The organism is Zestomonas ipomoeae (assembly GCF_057128665.1).
Window position 1 is genome coordinate 35,715 of the sequence record NZ_JBSKHQ010000029.1, and the last position, 15,369, is coordinate 51,083.

The window sequence follows — 15,369 nt, forward strand, 5'->3', positions numbered from 1 at the left end:
GAGCCGTCGAGTAACGACGTGCCGCGCAAAAACAGGCCCGTCCCTGCGGGTTGCGCGGCAAATGGCGCCAGCCGTCGTTGCAGGACTTGGCAAGGGAACGACCATTCCCTACGTCCTGCGCCTAGCCTGGCGCCATTTGGCGCAGCAACGCGGCTCGCGACGAAACGTCAACAGACCCTAGGTAAAACCTCAGGTAATGGGCCGGTGGGAGCGCTTCGTCGCCGCTACCGGCGCCATCCGGCCGCCCACGGATGCCTCCCCGGCTGCGGGCCGCTACAATGCGCCCCTTTCCAACGCCGGTTGCCTCCGCCATGTCTCTGCCCAAACACCATCTGGAACTGCTCAGCCCTGCCCGCGATGTGCATATCGCCCGCGAGGCCATCCTGCACGGGGCCGATGCCGTCTACATCGGCGGGCCGAGCTTCGGCGCGCGGCACAACGCCTGCAACGAGGTGAGCGATATCGCCCAGTTGGTGGAGTTCGCCCACTGCTTCCATGCGCGGGTGTTCGTCACCATCAATACCATCCTGCATGACGACGAGCTGGAGCCGGCGCGCGCACTCATCCACCAGCTCTACGATGCCGGCGTGGACGCGCTGATCGTGCAGGACATGGGGGTGATGGAGCTGGATATCCCACCCATCGAGCTGCATGCCAGCACCCAGACCGACATCCGCACCCTGGAGCGGGCGAAATTCCTCGACCAGGCCGGCTTCTCCCAACTGGTGCTGGCCCGCGAACTGAACCTGCAGGAAATCCGCGCCATCGCCGATGCCACCGATGCGGCCATCGAGTTCTTCATCCATGGCGCGCTGTGCGTGGCCTTCTCCGGCCAGTGCAACATCTCCCACGCGCAGACCGGCCGCAGCGCCAACCGCGGCGACTGCTCCCAGGCCTGCCGCCTGCCATACACGCTGAAGGACGACCAGGGCCGTGTGGTGGCCTTCGAGAAACACCTGCTGTCGATGAAAGACAACAACCAGAGCGCCAACCTCAGCGCTCTGGTGGATGCCGGCGTGCGCTCGTTCAAGATCGAGGGGCGCTACAAGGACATGGGCTACGTGAAGAACATCACCGCCTACTACCGCCAGCGCCTGGACGGCATTCTCGCCGAGCGTCCGGACCTGGCCAGGGCGTCCAGCGGCCGCACCGATCACTTCTTCGTGCCCGATCCGGACAAGACCTTCCACCGCGGCAGCACCGACTACTTCGTCACCGACCGCAAGATCGACATTGGCGCCTTCGACTCGCCGACCTTTACCGGCCTGCCGGTGGGTCACGTGGAAAAGGTCAACAAGCGCGACCTGATTGCCGTGACCCAGGCGCCGCTGTCCAACGGCGACGGCCTAAACGTGCTGGTCAAGCGCGAGGTGGTGGGCTTTCGCGCCAACGTTGCCGAACTAAAAGACACCTTTTATGAAGGAGCCGAGGAAGACGGCGAGAAACGCTGGCGCTACCGCGTCGAGCCGAACGAGATGCCCGCCGCCCTCTCCCGCCTGCGGCCGAACCACCCGCTCAGCCGCAACCTGGATCACGACTGGCAACAGGCGCTGCTGAAGACCTCCGCCGAGCGCCGCATCGGCGTGCGCTGGCAGGCCACCCTGCGCGAAGCGCGCCTGGTGCTGACCGCCACCAGCGAGGAAGGCGTGAGCGCCACGGTAAGCCTGGATGGCCCCTTCGGCGCGGCGAACAAGCCGGAACAGGCGCTGGAGCAGTTGCGCGACCTGCTGACCCAGTTGGGCACCACGATCTACCACGCCGATGCCGTCGAGCTGGACGCACCGCAGGCGTTTTTCATCCCCGCCTCGCAGCTCAAGGCGCTACGCCGCGAAGCCGTCGAGGCACTCACCACCGCTCGCGTGGCAGCCCATCCGCGTGGCGGCCGCAAGGCCGAGACCAGTCCGCCGCCGGTATACCCGGAGGCGCACCTGTCGTTCCTCTACAACGTCTACAACCAGAAGGCCCGCGACTTCTACCATCGCCACGGCGTGCAGCTGATCGACGCGGCCTACGAGGCCCACGAGGAAACCGGCGAGGTGCCGGTGATGATCACCAAGCACTGCCTGCGCTTCTCCTTCAACCTTTGTCCGAAGCAGGCCAAGGGCGTCACCGGCGTGCGCACCAAGGTCGCGCCGATGCAACTGGTGCATGGCGACGAGGTACTGACCCTGAAGTTCGACTGCAAACCGTGCGAGATGCACGTGATCGGCAAGATCAAGGGCAACATCCTCGGCCTGCCGCAACCCGGCAGCGCAGCCACCCAGGTGGTCGGCCAGATCACCCCGGAAGACCTGCTCAAGACCATCCGCAACCGGCCGGGACGCGCCTAGCCCGCGCAACGGTCGCCTGTCAGCGCCAGCAGCCAGCCCGCGAGGAACAAGCCCACGCCGAACGCCAGGTGGGTGGTCAGCGTGCGCGCCCTGAGCCGCCATGGATGCGGCGTGCGCGAAGCGGCCAGACCCATGCCGAATGCCGGCTGCATCAGCAGCAACGGCGCGGCGACGCTCGATAACCCCACCGCTAGCGCCGGCAACAGCGTCGGTCGGCACAGCCATTGGTTGCCCGTTGCGGCCAGCAACGCCCCGGAGAACGCCACGCCGATCAGGTAGTGGCAGCTCCAGCCGAGCAACCGCTCGCCGCGCACCGGCGCCGCCTTGCCGATCGCCGCATGGCGGAAGCGGCCGTGGCGCATATGGCCGAGCCAACGCCCGAGCAGGGCATAGTCCAGCGAAGCGACCCCGAATACCCGCAGGCGCAGCAGCGCCCAGAGATCCATCACCAGGGTCGCACCGACACCCACCAGTACCGCGTTCAACACTATCGCGCTTGTCATGCTTGAACTCCTCTGCAACGCTGTTTCATCAGCCTGCCAGTTCAAGTCGACTTGAGGTCAAGCATGAAGGAGTTGGATATCGGCAAAGTCTCGCGCGGGTCCGGGTTGCCCGCGTCGACGCTGCGCTATTACGAGGAAAAGGGCCTGATCCGCGCCATCGGCCGCAACGGGCTGAAGCGGGTGTTCAACGAATCGGTGATCGAGCGCCTGTCGCTGATCGCACTGGGCCGGGCGGCCGGTTTTTCCCTCGACGACATCGCCGCCATGCTGGCAACCGGCACCCAGCCGGTCATCGACCGGCAGCGACTGCGCGACCAGGCCGACCAACTGGATCGCACCATCAAGCGACTTTCCGCAGTGCGCGACGGCCTGCGCCACGCCGCCGACTGCCCGGCAGACAACCACCTCGGATGCCCCAGGTTCCAGCGCCTGATGAGCCTGGCCGCAAAAAGCGCCACCCGAGAGAGAGGCCAGCCGCACGGTCGTCACGCGGGTTAGGTATGCCTGCCCCTGGGTTGGCGTGCTCAGGGCGCGCCGAACAGGGCCGTCCAGTAGATGCCCGCATTGCTCTTCGGGTCGGCGGCATAGGCGGCGCCCAGTTCGCTGAACTGCGGGTTCATCAGGTTGGCGCAATGGCCGGGGCTGGCCAGCCAGCCGTCGACCACGCGCTCCGGAGTGTCCATGGCCGCGGCGATGTTCTCGCCGATCTGCCGGCCGCTATAGCCGGCCAGTTCCGCCCGGTCGCTCGGGGTGTAGCCGTCGCGGCCCTTGTGGGAGAAGAAGTTGCCATTGGCCATGGCTCGGCTGTGGCTCTCGGCGGCGCTGGCCAGCGCGGCGTTCCAAGCCAACGGTGGCGCGGCGGCAAAGGGCTGGCCGCCGCATTGGCGAGCCTGGCCGCGGGCACTGTTGATGCGTTCCAGCAGCTTCTGCCCTTCCGCCTGCCAGTCGCCCAGGCGCCCACCGAGCAGCGGCCGGGCCAATACGATGCGCCAGTCGCGACCCGACCGATTCACGCCGACATCGACGAACTGCGGATCGAGCACGATGCGGCAGAAGCTTTCCCGCAGCGCGGTCATGGCCGCCTGGGCGTCGCGCGGCCCGGACAGGGTGATTGCCTGCACACTGACCATCGGATAGGCCTTGCTGGCCAGGGCCTCCTGCAAGTCACCGGAGCTCTCGACCGGCAGCACCAGCCGCGCATCCGGCGCCAGCGGCGGCAGAGCGTCGAACGCCTGGTCACCACAGCGCTGTATCTCGCCGCGATAGGTATTGATCGCTTCGATCAGCGCCGCCTCCTCGGCAGCAGTGGCGACGGCGGAGCACAACAGCCCCAGGAACACAGCAGCGAAACGGGAAAACGAAAGCACGCACATACAAACCTCCCTTGAGCGGATGCGCCATGATGCGCGATTTCGAGCGATGCTGCGTCCAGGCCGCGCGTTTGTCGTGCCTCAATGGGCAAGTACGCGGCCGGCTGGCTATGATCATTGGCCATGATTGCCTCCCCAACCATCCGCCAATCCTGCCCGCCCGGCCTCTGCGACTGCGGGCTCGACCAGTTGCTGGAACAGCCCGGCGGCGACCGGCGCATCCTGCTGCTTACCCGCAAGGAAGAAAAGCGCCTGCTCGAACGGCTGGAGAACCTGAGCAGCCTGGAAGACCTGGAACGCCTGCAACAGCGTATGTACGACCAACTCGGCATTCGCCTGGACATCGCCCCCGGCCACAACGAGGTGCGCAGCATGCGCGGCATCGCCATTCGCATCGAGCAGCAGCCTGGCCTGTGCCGCAAGACCCGCCAGGCGATCCCGGCGGCGATTCGCCGAGGCCTGGAGCGGCACCCGGAAATCGCCTATCGGCTGCTCGATGCCCACGATCTGCTGCGTGACGCCTGAACCCTCGCGACACGCGCAGCAGGCGATTCGATCACAACCGGACGCAGCCGCCACTCGCTCATCCGTCTCCGGCCATGCACAATCGCCGCGCCAATAACCGGAACGCCCCACAGCGCTCCACACGCCAAGGAATTCCATGCATCCCTCACTGCGCAGCAATCTGTTCTTCGTCAAAGAACAAGTCGGCATGTTCAAGGCAGCCAACAACTACGACATTTTCAATCCGCAAACCAATGAGAAAGTCTTCGAGTGTCGCGAGCCGAACCTCGGGTTGCTGACCAAGCTGTTCCGCTTCACCGACTACAAGCGCATGACGCCGTTCGAGGTCCAGGTTCGCACCGCCGACGGCCAACCCGTACTGATGGTCAAGCGCGGTTTCTCGCTGTTCCTGTCCAAGGTGCAGGTGCTGGATGAAACCGGCAAGGTGGTCGGCTCCTTCGCGCAGAAATTGTTCTCCATCGGCGGCAAGTTCGATGTGCTGGATGCGAACGACGCTGTGGTCTGTACCCTGCGCGGCAAGTGGACCAGCTGGGACTTCCGCTTCATGTCCGGGGAGCAGGAGCTGGCCAGCGTCTCGAAGAAGTGGGCCGGCCTGGGCAAGGAGCTGTTCACCACGGCGGACAACTACATGCTGGAGATCAAGGACGCGGTTCCGGCGGACGACAATGTGCGCATCCTGATCCTCGCCGCCGTCATGTGCATCGACATGGTGCTGAAGGAATAACCCCTCGGCGCTCCCGTGCAACGGCATGGGAGCGCAACCTCCCAGCTCCCCCTCCCGGTAATGGCCATATGCCGCTAGAATCGCGCCGCGCCGCAGGGTAGCCGGCGGGTTCGTTTTTGAATGGGCTCGAACGCCGGTTATCGACAGGCGCTTCCGCAGTCATTCAAGGACGTTCAGATGAACATGTTGCAGTACCTTGCCGCCGGCCTGCTGAGCCTGACGCTCACCGGTTGTATCTCCTTCACGCCAACCGGCCCCATCGGCCCGCCGTCGCAGATAGCCGACCAGACCCTGCCCAGGGGCGCCACGGTCAAAGACGTGCAGATCACCGATGAGCGCATCAATGAAACCCAGCGCCGCAACATCGGCAACCAGCTGACCAGCCAGATCGCCCAGCATGTCGAGCGCGGCGAGTACTTCCAGCGCATGATCAGCTTCCCGGCGAAACTGGACGAGCAGGACGTGGAGCTGCGCTTCGCCTTTTCCTCGCTCAAGGGTAAGCGCACAGCCCATCCGGGCTACATCCCCGGAGCCCTGTTGACGTTGACCATGTGGATCTGGGTGAACGGCCCGATCTATGTCGACAAATACGACCTGGCTGGCGAACTGACCATTCTCGACAGCTCCGGCAAACAACTGGCGCAGTCGCGCAAGGCCCTGGTGCTGAACCAGAACACCGGCCTCTGGGACAGCGACTACTTCAACACCTCCCTCGGCGCCCGCCAGCTGACCCAACTGGTCGAACAGCTGCTGCAGGACGGTACCCGTCAAATCACCCACTGAATAAGGACATCCCATGAAAAAACTGATCACCCTGCTGGCCGTCGTCGCCTCCCTGAGCCTGCAAGGCTGCATGACCTATTCGCATCACCAGTTGTCGCCCGTGCAACAGTGGCCGCTGGCAGAGAGCCAACCGCAGGCCGAGAAGCCGAGCGTCTACCTGAAGGTACAGTTCGAGTACCTGCTCAATGACAACCCGAGCGCGAACAACGCCAACATCGCGCAGCTGGAGAGCAAGCTGCGCCAGGAGTTCGTCGACAGCGGTCGTTTCTCTCGCGTCACCACCACCCAGGAAGAAGCGGACCTCTATGTGACCGCCACCCTGCGCAACCATGAGCAGGGCAATCTCGGGTTGGCCTTCGTCACCGGCTTCACCCTCTTCCTCGTTCCCGGCACCTACGACAACACCTTCACCCTGGACATGGTGTTCCGCGACGGCACCGGCCAGAAGCTGGGCAGCGTGGCGAAGCAGGAAAAGCTGACCACCTGGATGCACCTGTTCCTGATCTTCGCGCTGCCGTTCAACGAGTCCGGCGACAAGCTGTTGAGCGAGCTGATCCAGAGCAACCTGGAAGAAGCCGCTAAGCAGAAGCTGATCTGACGTCCCGGTCATTCCGGCAGCCCGGCGTCCTCGGCAGCCCGGCGGGCTGCCCCTCCTCGGCAGGGAATGTTTTCCCAACGCCTCGCTCTAAGCCTGTCGAATCAGCGGAATTCCGCAGTCTCCGCATCCCCTGCAGCCATGCACAAGGAGATGCACCATGCCCCCTTTCCCTCTCAGGCCCCTGGTCATGCTCGCGTTGCTGGGCGCGTCGAGCGTCCCGGCGCAGGCCATTGAGCTGACGGTCACCACCCAGGCGGACGAATTCGACGGCCTCTGCAATGCGCACTGCTCGCTGCGCGATGCGGTACAGGCAGCCAACATGCACCCCGGTGCCGACCGCATCATCCTGCCGGACGGCACCTACCGACTGACCCTGGCCAACGCTGGCGAGACCGACGAAGACGACAACCAGAGCGGCGACCTGGACATCCGCGACGTGCTGGCCATTACCGGGCGGGAAACGGATAGCACCGTCATCAATGGCGAAGGGTTGAACGACCGCCTTCTCGAGGTGCGACCCGGTGCCCGGTTGATCCTCGACCGCCTGACCCTCAGCGGCGGCGTGGCGCCCGGCTATGGCGGCGCGCTGGAGAACCACGGCGATGCCGTGCTCACGCGCGTGACCCTCTCCGGCAACCGGGCAGTCGCCAGGCACGACGATGACCCGAGCGGCGGCGGCGCCATCGCCAATTTCGGCGTGCTGGTGCTGCACTACGCGAAGCTGGCCGGCAACGAGGCCATGGGGCGCAACCAATCGGCCTACGGCGGCGCCCTGTACAACCAGGGTCGGCTGCTGATGCGCGACAGCTGGCTCAAGGACAACCTCGCCTATAGCTGGGGAGATGCCGGGCTCGGCGGAGCGCTGTACAACGTGGGCCAGGCGGACATCGCCCGTAGCGCCTTCCTCGGCCACTGGGTGCCCGAGGCCGGCCGCGCCAGCGGCATCCTCAATGAGGGCGCGGGGGTGCTCAAGGTGAGCAACTCCACCTTCAGCGACAACGTCTCGCTATCCCCGGTATTGCTCAACCAGGCGCCGAACCCGGCCGGCACGCCACGCATGGAACTGAGCCAGGTGACCCTCGTCGACAACCTCGGCCCCGCCGTGGAGAACGGCGGCTGGCTGCGCGTGCGCAACAGCATCATGGCCGGCAACTGGGACGAAGACGGCGAATATGCCGGCGCCTGCTGGAACGTCGGGAGCGGCTACCGCTTCGAAGCGACGGGCCTGCTGCTCGGCACGGACTCCGGCACCTGCCCTGCCGACCTCTACATCGAGGACAGTCAGACCCTGACGCACCTCGTCCAGCCTTTCGACGAACGTAGCTTCACCCACGCGCTGCGCCCGAACAGCCCGGCACTGGACGCCGGCATCGGTTCCTGTCCCGAGCAGGACCAACGCCGCCAGCCCCGCCCGCAGGATGGCGACGGTGACGGCGTGGCGCTATGCGACCTGGGCGCCTACGAACTGCAACCATGAAAGCCGCCCGGCGGGAACCGGAGCTTCCCGGCATTGGCGCAGCTCGTCGGCTCGCAGGCACCCGGGGCCCCGCCGCCAGGTCCGATGGAGACCCTCAGCCAAGGACAGCCGCCATGCCTCGATTCCCTTCCCCCCTACCCCTGGTCACCCTGCTCTGCGTCGCTCCGCTCGCCCTGGCCGCCGAACTGCAGGTCAGCAAGACCGGCGACGGCGACGATGGCCTGTGCGATAGCGATTGCTCGCTGCGCGAGGCGCTGCGGTTCGCCAACGCACAGCCGGGAGCCCACCGCATTCAACTGCCGCCAGGCACTTACGCGATCCCCGCCGTTTTCGCCGAGGGATTGCCGATCCGCGGCGAGATCAGCATCGTCGGTAGCGGACCCGAGCAGACGCGGCTGGATGGCCAGCAGCGCAGCCGCCTGTTCCGGGTCGAAGCCTCCGGGCGCTTGCAGCTGGAGCAATTGAGCCTGATCAATGGTCGCAGCCCGACGGCGGGAGGTGCCCTGCTCAACCAGGGCAAGGCAGTGCTGGATCGCGTGGACCTGCGCGACAACCAGGTCCAGGTACCGGCCGAGGCGGCCGACGAGGTCATCGCCATGGGCGGAGCGATCGCCAACCGGGGCGAACTGGCCCTGCTGTCGGTACACCTCGACAACAACGGCGCCTATGCCTCGAACCGCTCGCCGGCGGCACGCGGCGGGGCCCTGCACAACGCCGACAACGCCCGCTTGCTGGCGCGCAACACGACGTTCATCGGCAACACTGCCACCAGTGCGGGTGCCGAGGAAGGCTGGGGGGGCGCCCTGTACAACGAGGGTTACGCCGACATCACCCGCAGCGCCTTCGTCGACAACCGGATCGTGGTCTGGGGATTCGGTTCGACAGTCCTCAACCTGGGCGCGCTGCGGCTGACCAACAGCACGATCAGCGAGAGCTACTCCTTCGAACGCGGGGTCGCGCTGGTCAACGGCCCCGAACCGGGCTGGCCCGAGCACTTCCCGCCGCCGACCGTCCAGCCGGTCAGGCTGTGGCTGGAAAACGTCACCCTCGCCAACAACTACAACGGTGGCCTGCTCAACCATGCCTCGGCCGAGGTGCGCAACAGCATCGTCGCCGGCAACTACTTCGAGCCGGAGTCCGGTTGGCGCCTACCCTACAACTGCGAAGACCAGGGCACCCTGGTGGCGAGCGGCCTGCTGCTCGGCCACAGCCAGCACCACGACAGTTGCCAGGCAGACAGGCCGATCGACGATGCGCTCACCTTCACCGAGGTGCTGGGGCCTCTGGAGATCGAGCCGGGCATGTCGCCGGTGCATCCGTTGCTGCCGGGTAGCCCGGCGATCGACGCAGCCGTCGGCAACTGCCCCCGGCTGGACCAGCGCCTGCGGCGCCGCCCGCAGGACGGCGATGACGACGGCGTGGCGCTATGCGACCTGGGCGCATACGAGCTGGCTGCACCCTGAGCCCCGCCTGGCAAGGGGAGCGCCGGGTCAGGCCGACCGGCCCTCGCGCGCCTGCAGCTCGCCTACGAGCCTGGCCCACTCCCGGCGGAACGCCCAGCGCAACCAGGCCACCAGCAGGCGGTGCTGCAAACGCCGCCGCGCGCTGCCGGCACGCACCGCCCGACGGCGCTCGATTTCCTCGGCCAGCCATTGGCTGTCGAAGCCGGCCCAGACAGGTGGAATGGGCGCCAGCAGGTTGGCATGGCACACCGGCGCCACCTCCTCGAAGAGCGCCCGTTCCACCACGGACAACGGCTGACCGTCGAGGGCACGGGCCATGGCCGCATAATCCACCGCGTTGTCGACGAACAGTTCGGATAGCGCGGCGTGCAGGTTTTCCTTCACGAGCCTTCTCCAGCGAACGGCAAGTACCAGTACAAGGCGATCTCCGGCCGATCCAGGCCCAGTCCCTGGTACAAGCAGCGGTCGAAGCCGCCGAGGGAAAAACCACAGCGCTCGTAGAGCCGGCAAGCCGCGACATTGTTGTTCTGGGTTTCCAACATCACGCCAGCGAGCTGGCGCTGCCGGGCCCAGTCGATGGCCTGGCAAACCAGCGCCTGGCCGATACCCTGGCCGCGACTGCCGTCATCGACCAGGATGTCATCGACCAGGGCGAAGCCGTTCCAGTTCTGTGCCAGCAGCACCATGCCCTGCGGCCGCTCGCCGACGCAGGCCACGAAACCCGCCAGGTCATCGTCGGCCAGATGGTCGAGCAGCGCTTGCTCCCGCCCCTCTTCATCGTAGGTCTTGATGTACGGCTCGACCGCTTCGAGACGATAGGTCAGTTGCCCGTCGGCAAGCACCGGGTGCAGCACCTGGGTCACGGCGAAGGCGCCATCGAGTTGCAGCAGCGCGGGAATGTCCTCACCCGCCAACGGGCGAATGAGCGGGCACCGGCTCATTCGGCCACCCGCCATAACACCGGCCACTCTCCCGGACCGCCGCCGGAGCAGCGCCCCATCGGGCGGGGGGACGCGGCCTGGAAGCGCTGGCCATCGAAGCGCCAACTGGGCACCGGCTCAGTGGCTGCCTGTGCGGCCACGCTCAGCAATAAGAGGGGAATCGTTTTGTGCAGCACTGCGGAAAGCTCCTTGCACCCTGGTCAGCGCCGGAGAGCTTGGGCGATGTCCGGACCAGCGGCAAGCCCTGCCTGGCCACGGCGCTGCCCGAGCGAGTGCACTACGAGCCGGCGGAACCCCGGGCGACGAGGGGCTTCACCGCAGCGCAGGAAGACTCGCCGAGCACCCCCTTCAGCGCCGCGTCGAGTTCTTCGAGGCGATAGGGCTTGGGCAGCACCTTCACCCCCACCGCCTCGGCTGCCTGACGGGCGGCATCGGCGTAGCCGCTGGTGAGCAGGATCGGCACGCGGTGCTGGCGCTGGCGGATGTTTCGCGCCAATTCCACGCCATCCATGCCGCCCGGCATCATGATGTCGGAGAACACCAGGTCCACCCGCCGCCCGTTGGCCAGGGCGCCCAGGGCGGCGATACCGCTGGAGGCGCGGGTCACCTCGTAGCCCAGCTGGCTGAGCATTTCCGCCACCAGGGTGGCGACCTCCTCATCATCGTCCACCAACAGCACGTTGCCGGCGCTCTGGCCATTGGCAAGGTCCGCCTGCACGTCGCTCGCCGGGCCGCGGGCGGCGGGCAGCCGGGTCGAGCGCGGCAGAAGCAATACCACGCTGGTGCCCTGTCCCGGCACCGTGTCGATCCACACCTTGCCGCCGGATTGCTGGGCGAACCCATAGACCTGAGCGAGCCCCAGCCCCGAGCCCTCACCGACTTCCTTGGTGGTGAAGAACGGCTCGAACACGCGGCTCTGCACGTGCTCGGGAATGCCGGTGCCGGAGTCGATCACCGCCAGCCTCACGAAGTCGCCGTTGCGTCCGGCGATCCGTTCGTTCGGCGCATTGGTGGCATGCAGCAGGATCGAGCCGCCCTTGGGCATCGCATCGCGGGCGTTGACCGCCAGGTTGAGAATCGCCAGTTCGAGCTCGCCGGGATCCACTTCGACCGGCCATAGATCGGCGGCGAACTGCACCTCGACGTGTACATCGCCACGCAGGCTGCGATCGAGCAGCTCACGCATCTTGCCGATGCGATGCGCCAGGTCGACCGGCTCGGGGGCCAGCGGCTGGCGGCGCGAAAACGCCAGCAACTGCCGGGTCAGGGCGGCGCCGCGCTGGGCTGCCTGGCGCATGCCATCCACCAATAACTGGCGACGAGCCGGGTCGGTACGGCGGTCGAGCATGTCCAGCCCGCCGCTGATGACCATCAGCAGATTGTTGAAATCATGGGCGATGCCCCCGGTCAACTGGCCCACCGCCTCGATCTTCTGCGTCTGCCGCAGGGTTTCCTCGATTTCCGCGCGCTCGGCCATCTGCCGCCGCAACTCGCGGTTGGCTTGCTCCAGCTCTCCGGTACGCTCCACCACCAGCGCTTCGAGTTCCTGGGAAGCGCGCTCGCGCGCCTCCAGCAGGGCACGCACCTGGTACTGGCGCAAGCGACCGCGTACCGCTGCCTGCACCGCACTGGTGAGGGTGATGCCCTGCACCGGCCGCTCCAGCAGAGAAACATTGCGCAGGGTATCCACCAGCCGCTGCCGCCAACGCGCCACGGCGGGCTGCTGGTGGCGACTGGTCAATACCACGAAGGGGAAGTCCGACCAGGCCGGCTGGCTTTCCACCCAGTGGGAGACGGCCTTCATGCCTTCGCCGAACAAGCCTTCCTCGGCGATGAACACCGCATCGGCGCCCTGCTGTGCCCGCTCGAGCAGCTCGTCCAGGCTGCCACAGACCGCGGCGGACAAACCGCTGCGCCGCAGCAGGTCCGCCGTGGCCGGGCCATCCCGCCCGATGGGCGCGAAAACCAGGACTTGCGGGCCTTCCGTCTCAGAAATCGTCATGCTCGTCTTTCATGAGTGGAGCGGCATCGCCGATGTATTGCGGGGTCCCGCTGAAGATGCCGTTGAAATCCCTCAGCGGTTCGCCGACCGTGAGCCCTCGCGCACCCAGGCGAAATTCGCGAATGGTCTGCTCGTGCCGGCCGCTGCGCTTCTTCACCACCGACAGCGCGCGGCGCACGGTACCGGCGTGCTCGAAATAGCGCAGCATGATCACCGCGTCGCTTAGGTAGCTGATGTCCACGGGTGACTCCATAGGCCCGACCAGCCCATGCTGCGCCAGCACCAGAATGCTCAGCACGCCCTTCTGGCCCAGGTAGCTCAGTAGCTCGTGCATCTGCAGGATCAGGAAGCGCTCGTCGGGCATGGCATTGAGATAGCCATTGAGGCTATCGATGATGACCATGCGCGCACCATCCACCTCAACGCTGCGGCGCACCGCGGCGGCGAACTCGCCGGGCGACAGCTCGGCCGGGTCGATCTGCTGCAGGCGCAGCAGACCGCGCTCCAGCCAGGGCTCGACGTCCAGGCCAAGGGCCCGCGCCCGGGCCTTCAGCGTACCGACGCCCTCGTCGAAGATGAACGCAGAAACACGCTCGCCGCGCTGGCAGGCGGCGATGGCGTAGCACAACGCCAGGGACGACTTGCCGACCCCCGCGCCACCGATCAGCAGTGCGTTGGTGCCACGCTCCAGCCCGCCGCCCAGCAACTGGTCGAGTTCCCGGCTGCCACTGGAAAGCCGTTCGCCGACGAACGCGCTGTGGTGCTCCGAGGCCACCAGGCGGGGATAGATGGCCAGCCCACCCTTGCGGATGGAGAAGTCGTGATAGCCGCCGCGAAACTGAATGCCGCGCATCTTGATAACCCGCAGGCGGCGGCGCTCGGCCCCATAGTCGATGGCCAGCTGTTCCAGCAGCACCACGCCGTGGGACAGCGAATGCAGCTGCAGGTCGCCGACCTGCGAGGTGAGGTCGTCGAGCAGGATCACCGTGCACTGCCGGCTGGTAAAGAAATGCTTGAGCGCCAGGACCTGCCGACGATAGCGCAGCGGGCTCTGCGCCAGCAGGCGCATCTCCGAGAGGCTGTCGAACACCACGCGGCTGGGATTGGTTTCACTGACCCGGTCGAACACCTGCTTGGTGGTCTCGCTCAGCTCCATTTCGGCGGGGTGCAGCACGGTCAGTTCGAGGTCCGGATCGAGCGTCGCTTCGGGCGACACCAGCTCGAACACATCGATATTGTCCAGCCTCCAGCCGTGCCGCTGGGCGACCAGTTCCAACTCGCGCTTGGTCTCCGAGAGCGTGACGTACAGCACCCGCTCGCCCTGGCGCACCCCCTCGAGCAGGAACTGCAGGGCAATGGTGGTCTTGCCAGTGCCCGGACTGCCCTCGTAGAGGTACATGCGATTGGGGTCCAGGCCACCGCCGAGGATGTCATCCAGGCCTTCGCTACCCGTCGAAATGCGATTGGCTTCCTCGATGAGGCCCGGGGGAAGGGACGTTGGTTCGGGCATTTGCCTACTCCTGAAGAGCGATTTTCTTCGCCGGCAATGGGAATATCGCTGGGCGCTCTCGGGTCGACACCGCGACGCGCTCGAAAGGGCTCAGGCAGGCCCGCTTTGGAGCGAAACGACTGCCGAAAAGTGGCTGCTGCCAGCGTGCAGCCGTTAGATCAGACTCATGCCGCCGCCGGCCGTTCCGGCTGTGCCGGCGACAAGCGACGCCAATGCTTGAAACGCGCCGCGATTCGGGTAGGCTCGGCAGCCTCATTGAAAGGAGTACACCCCATGGCCAAAGCCACTGCCCGTCACATCCTGGTTGCCAGCGAAGCCAAGTGCAACGAACTGAAAGCCGCCATCGAAGCCGGCGCCGACTTCGCCCAGGTCGCCAAGGAACATTCCACCTGCCCCTCCAGCCGCGACGGCGGCAACCTCGGCTCCTTCGGCCCGGGCCAGATGGTCAAGGAATTCGACACCGTGGTCTTCAGCGCCCCGGTCAACGTGGTGCAAGGCCCGGTCAAGACCCAGTTCGGCTACCACCTGCTGGAAGTGACCAGCCGCCAGGACTGATACCCGCCCAGCGCTCCCAGGCATCGCCTCGGAGCGCTCCACCTTCGCCCATCCCCGCTACCTCGCCCAACGAAACATGGAAATTACCGCCGTCGTCTTCCTTATGTCGGGATTGGCCTGTGCCATTCTCGGGCAGCTCTACAGCTTCGCTCTTCTGCTCAGGAAATCCGGAGAGATCGCCTTCCTGGCCCTGGTCATTCCCGGATTCGCCTTCTTCATCGCCCGGCGCCACGGGATCTACTGGCAGATCCTCACCCCTTATCTGCTGGGCATGACGCTCATGACCGTCGGCATGCTCATCGCCAACTGACGCGGGCCCTCTCGCCGCTCGTCCCCAGGAGCCCGCAATGATCACCTTGACCATTTCCGCCGCCTGCCTGTTCGACGCAGCTGGGCGCCTGCTGCTGGTGCGCAAGCGCGGCACCCACGCCTTCATGCTGCCAGGCGGCAAGCCCGAACCGGGCGAAGACGCCCTGGCGGCGCTGCGACGGGAACTGCAGGAAGAATTGAATGATCTTGCCCAGCAATCGTGGACACCCCGTTAAGCGATAAACTCTAACGAGGTGAACCATGGCAAGACCAGCAACC

At 66.2% G+C, this 15,369-nt stretch carries 16 protein-coding genes and 1 pseudogene; 11 read left to right on the top strand and 6 right to left on the bottom strand.

Translation table 11 applies throughout. From position 1 onward, the window contains the following. Positions 1 to 311 precede the first annotated feature (311 nt). Positions 312 to 2,330 (top strand): peptidase U32 family protein, encoded by a 2,019-nt coding sequence (locus tag ACWKV7_RS22555; RefSeq protein ID WP_483859948.1) that lies wholly within the window; start codon positions 312 to 314, stop codon positions 2,328 to 2,330. On the opposite strand, the gene ACWKV7_RS22560 is transcribed toward ACWKV7_RS22555, so the two are convergent. After that, positions 2,327 to 2,833 carry a DUF2938 domain-containing protein gene (locus tag ACWKV7_RS22560; RefSeq protein WP_483859949.1) on the bottom strand — a complete coding sequence of 169 codons (507 nt, stop codon included), beginning with the start codon at positions 2,831 to 2,833 and terminating at the stop codon, positions 2,327 to 2,329. The two genes, ACWKV7_RS22555 and ACWKV7_RS22560, sit on opposite strands and share 4 nt — an antisense overlap. Before the next feature lie 63 nt (positions 2,834 to 2,896). On the opposite strand from ACWKV7_RS22560, the gene ACWKV7_RS22565 reads away from it, so the two are divergent. Further along, entirely contained in the window at positions 2,897 to 3,331 is a 435-nt protein-coding gene (locus ACWKV7_RS22565; RefSeq protein ID WP_483859950.1) for a helix-turn-helix domain-containing protein, read from the top strand. Between the two features lie 26 nt (positions 3,332 to 3,357). On the opposite strand, the gene ACWKV7_RS22570 is transcribed toward ACWKV7_RS22565, so the two are convergent. Beyond that, a complete protein-coding gene (locus ACWKV7_RS22570; RefSeq protein ID WP_483859951.1) occupies positions 3,358 to 4,206 on the bottom strand; it encodes a CAP domain-containing protein in 849 nt (282 codons plus the stop codon). Positions 4,207 to 4,326: 120 nt separating this feature from the next. Between ACWKV7_RS22570 and ACWKV7_RS22575 the strand changes: the two genes are divergently transcribed. The 6 genes from ACWKV7_RS22575 (at position 4,327) to ACWKV7_RS22600 (ending at position 9,773) form a co-directional block, all read left to right on the top strand. Then, positions 4,327 to 4,728, top strand: coding sequence for a hypothetical protein (locus tag ACWKV7_RS22575; protein WP_483859952.1), 402 nt, complete (start codon positions 4,327 to 4,329; stop codon positions 4,726 to 4,728). Between the two features lie 136 nt (positions 4,729 to 4,864). Beyond that, a complete protein-coding gene (locus tag ACWKV7_RS22580; protein ID WP_483859953.1) occupies positions 4,865 to 5,452 on the top strand; it encodes an LURP-one-related family protein in 588 nt (195 codons plus the stop codon). A 177-nt stretch (positions 5,453 to 5,629) separates the two neighbouring features. Beyond that, entirely contained in the window at positions 5,630 to 6,235 is a 606-nt protein-coding gene (locus tag ACWKV7_RS22585; RefSeq protein ID WP_483859954.1) for a hypothetical protein, read from the top strand. Between the two features lie 13 nt (positions 6,236 to 6,248). Next, the gene (locus tag ACWKV7_RS22590; RefSeq protein WP_483859955.1) at positions 6,249 to 6,833 is read left to right on the top strand and encodes a hypothetical protein; all 585 of its coding nucleotides are present in this window, start codon (positions 6,249 to 6,251) and stop codon (positions 6,831 to 6,833) included. A gap of 157 nt (positions 6,834 to 6,990) precedes the next feature. Beyond that, a complete protein-coding gene (locus ACWKV7_RS22595; RefSeq protein WP_483859956.1) occupies positions 6,991 to 8,310 on the top strand; it encodes a choice-of-anchor Q domain-containing protein in 1,320 nt (439 codons plus the stop codon). Between the two features lie 113 nt (positions 8,311 to 8,423). Continuing rightward, positions 8,424 to 9,773: a choice-of-anchor Q domain-containing protein gene (locus tag ACWKV7_RS22600; protein WP_483859957.1), complete on the top strand. Its 1,350-nt coding sequence runs from the start codon at positions 8,424 to 8,426 to the stop codon at positions 9,771 to 9,773. 27 nt (positions 9,774 to 9,800) lie between these two features. Here the strand turns inward: ACWKV7_RS22600 and ACWKV7_RS22605 are convergent, their stop codons facing one another. From ACWKV7_RS22605 to ACWKV7_RS22620, 4 genes are all read right to left on the bottom strand, one after another. Beyond that, entirely contained in the window at positions 9,801 to 10,157 is a 357-nt protein-coding gene (locus ACWKV7_RS22605) for a DUF7079 family protein (RefSeq protein WP_483859958.1), read from the bottom strand. Beyond that, complete coding sequence (locus ACWKV7_RS22610; protein WP_483859959.1) at positions 10,154 to 10,714, bottom strand: GNAT family N-acetyltransferase; 561 nt, start codon at positions 10,712 to 10,714, stop codon at positions 10,154 to 10,156. The genes ACWKV7_RS22605 and ACWKV7_RS22610 overlap by 4 nt, the downstream gene beginning before the upstream one ends. Positions 10,715 to 10,991: 277 nt before the next feature. Then, positions 10,992 to 12,716, bottom strand: coding sequence for a response regulator (locus ACWKV7_RS22615; protein ID WP_483859960.1), 1,725 nt, complete (start codon positions 12,714 to 12,716; stop codon positions 10,992 to 10,994). Continuing rightward, entirely contained in the window at positions 12,703 to 14,226 is a 1,524-nt protein-coding gene (locus ACWKV7_RS22620; RefSeq protein WP_483859961.1) for an ATPase domain-containing protein, read from the bottom strand. The genes ACWKV7_RS22615 and ACWKV7_RS22620 overlap by 14 nt, the downstream gene beginning before the upstream one ends. A gap of 273 nt (positions 14,227 to 14,499) precedes the next feature. On the opposite strand from ACWKV7_RS22620, the gene ACWKV7_RS22625 reads away from it, so the two are divergent. From ACWKV7_RS22625 to ACWKV7_RS22635, 3 genes and pseudogenes are all read left to right on the top strand, one after another. Beyond that, entirely contained in the window at positions 14,500 to 14,781 is a 282-nt protein-coding gene (locus ACWKV7_RS22625; protein ID WP_483859962.1) for a peptidylprolyl isomerase, read from the top strand. Between the two features lie 76 nt (positions 14,782 to 14,857). Continuing rightward, positions 14,858 to 15,091, top strand: coding sequence for a hypothetical protein (locus ACWKV7_RS22630; protein ID WP_483859963.1), 234 nt, complete (start codon positions 14,858 to 14,860; stop codon positions 15,089 to 15,091). Between the two features lie 37 nt (positions 15,092 to 15,128). After that, a pseudogene (locus tag ACWKV7_RS22635) lies at positions 15,129 to 15,290 on the top strand (NUDIX domain-containing protein); the annotation flags it as partial. Positions 15,291 to 15,369: the final 79 nt, after the last annotated feature.

Coding starts and splice junctions, on each gene's coding strand:
- ACWKV7_RS22620 (WP_483859961.1), bottom strand. CDS start 14,226: ATGCCCGAACCAACGTCCCTTCCCCCGGGCCTCATCGAGGAAGCCAAT.
- ACWKV7_RS22590 (WP_483859955.1), top strand. CDS start 6,249: ATGAAAAAACTGATCACCCTGCTGGCCGTCGTCGCCTCCCTGAGCCTG.
- ACWKV7_RS22585 (WP_483859954.1), top strand. CDS start 5,630: ATGAACATGTTGCAGTACCTTGCCGCCGGCCTGCTGAGCCTGACGCTC.
- ACWKV7_RS22595 (WP_483859956.1), top strand. CDS start 6,991: ATGCCCCCTTTCCCTCTCAGGCCCCTGGTCATGCTCGCGTTGCTGGGC.
- ACWKV7_RS22610 (WP_483859959.1), bottom strand. CDS start 10,714: ATGAGCCGGTGCCCGCTCATTCGCCCGTTGGCGGGTGAGGACATTCCC.
- ACWKV7_RS22565 (WP_483859950.1), top strand. CDS start 2,897: ATGAAGGAGTTGGATATCGGCAAAGTCTCGCGCGGGTCCGGGTTGCCC.
- ACWKV7_RS22600 (WP_483859957.1), top strand. CDS start 8,424: ATGCCTCGATTCCCTTCCCCCCTACCCCTGGTCACCCTGCTCTGCGTC.
- ACWKV7_RS22615 (WP_483859960.1), bottom strand. CDS start 12,716: ATGACGATTTCTGAGACGGAAGGCCCGCAAGTCCTGGTTTTCGCGCCC.
- ACWKV7_RS22560 (WP_483859949.1), bottom strand. CDS start 2,833: ATGACAAGCGCGATAGTGTTGAACGCGGTACTGGTGGGTGTCGGTGCG.
- ACWKV7_RS22555 (WP_483859948.1), top strand. CDS start 312: ATGTCTCTGCCCAAACACCATCTGGAACTGCTCAGCCCTGCCCGCGAT.
- ACWKV7_RS22575 (WP_483859952.1), top strand. CDS start 4,327: ATGATTGCCTCCCCAACCATCCGCCAATCCTGCCCGCCCGGCCTCTGC.
- ACWKV7_RS22625 (WP_483859962.1), top strand. CDS start 14,500: ATGGCCAAAGCCACTGCCCGTCACATCCTGGTTGCCAGCGAAGCCAAG.
- ACWKV7_RS22630 (WP_483859963.1), top strand. CDS start 14,858: ATGGAAATTACCGCCGTCGTCTTCCTTATGTCGGGATTGGCCTGTGCC.
- ACWKV7_RS22570 (WP_483859951.1), bottom strand. CDS start 4,206: ATGTGCGTGCTTTCGTTTTCCCGTTTCGCTGCTGTGTTCCTGGGGCTG.
- ACWKV7_RS22580 (WP_483859953.1), top strand. CDS start 4,865: ATGCATCCCTCACTGCGCAGCAATCTGTTCTTCGTCAAAGAACAAGTC.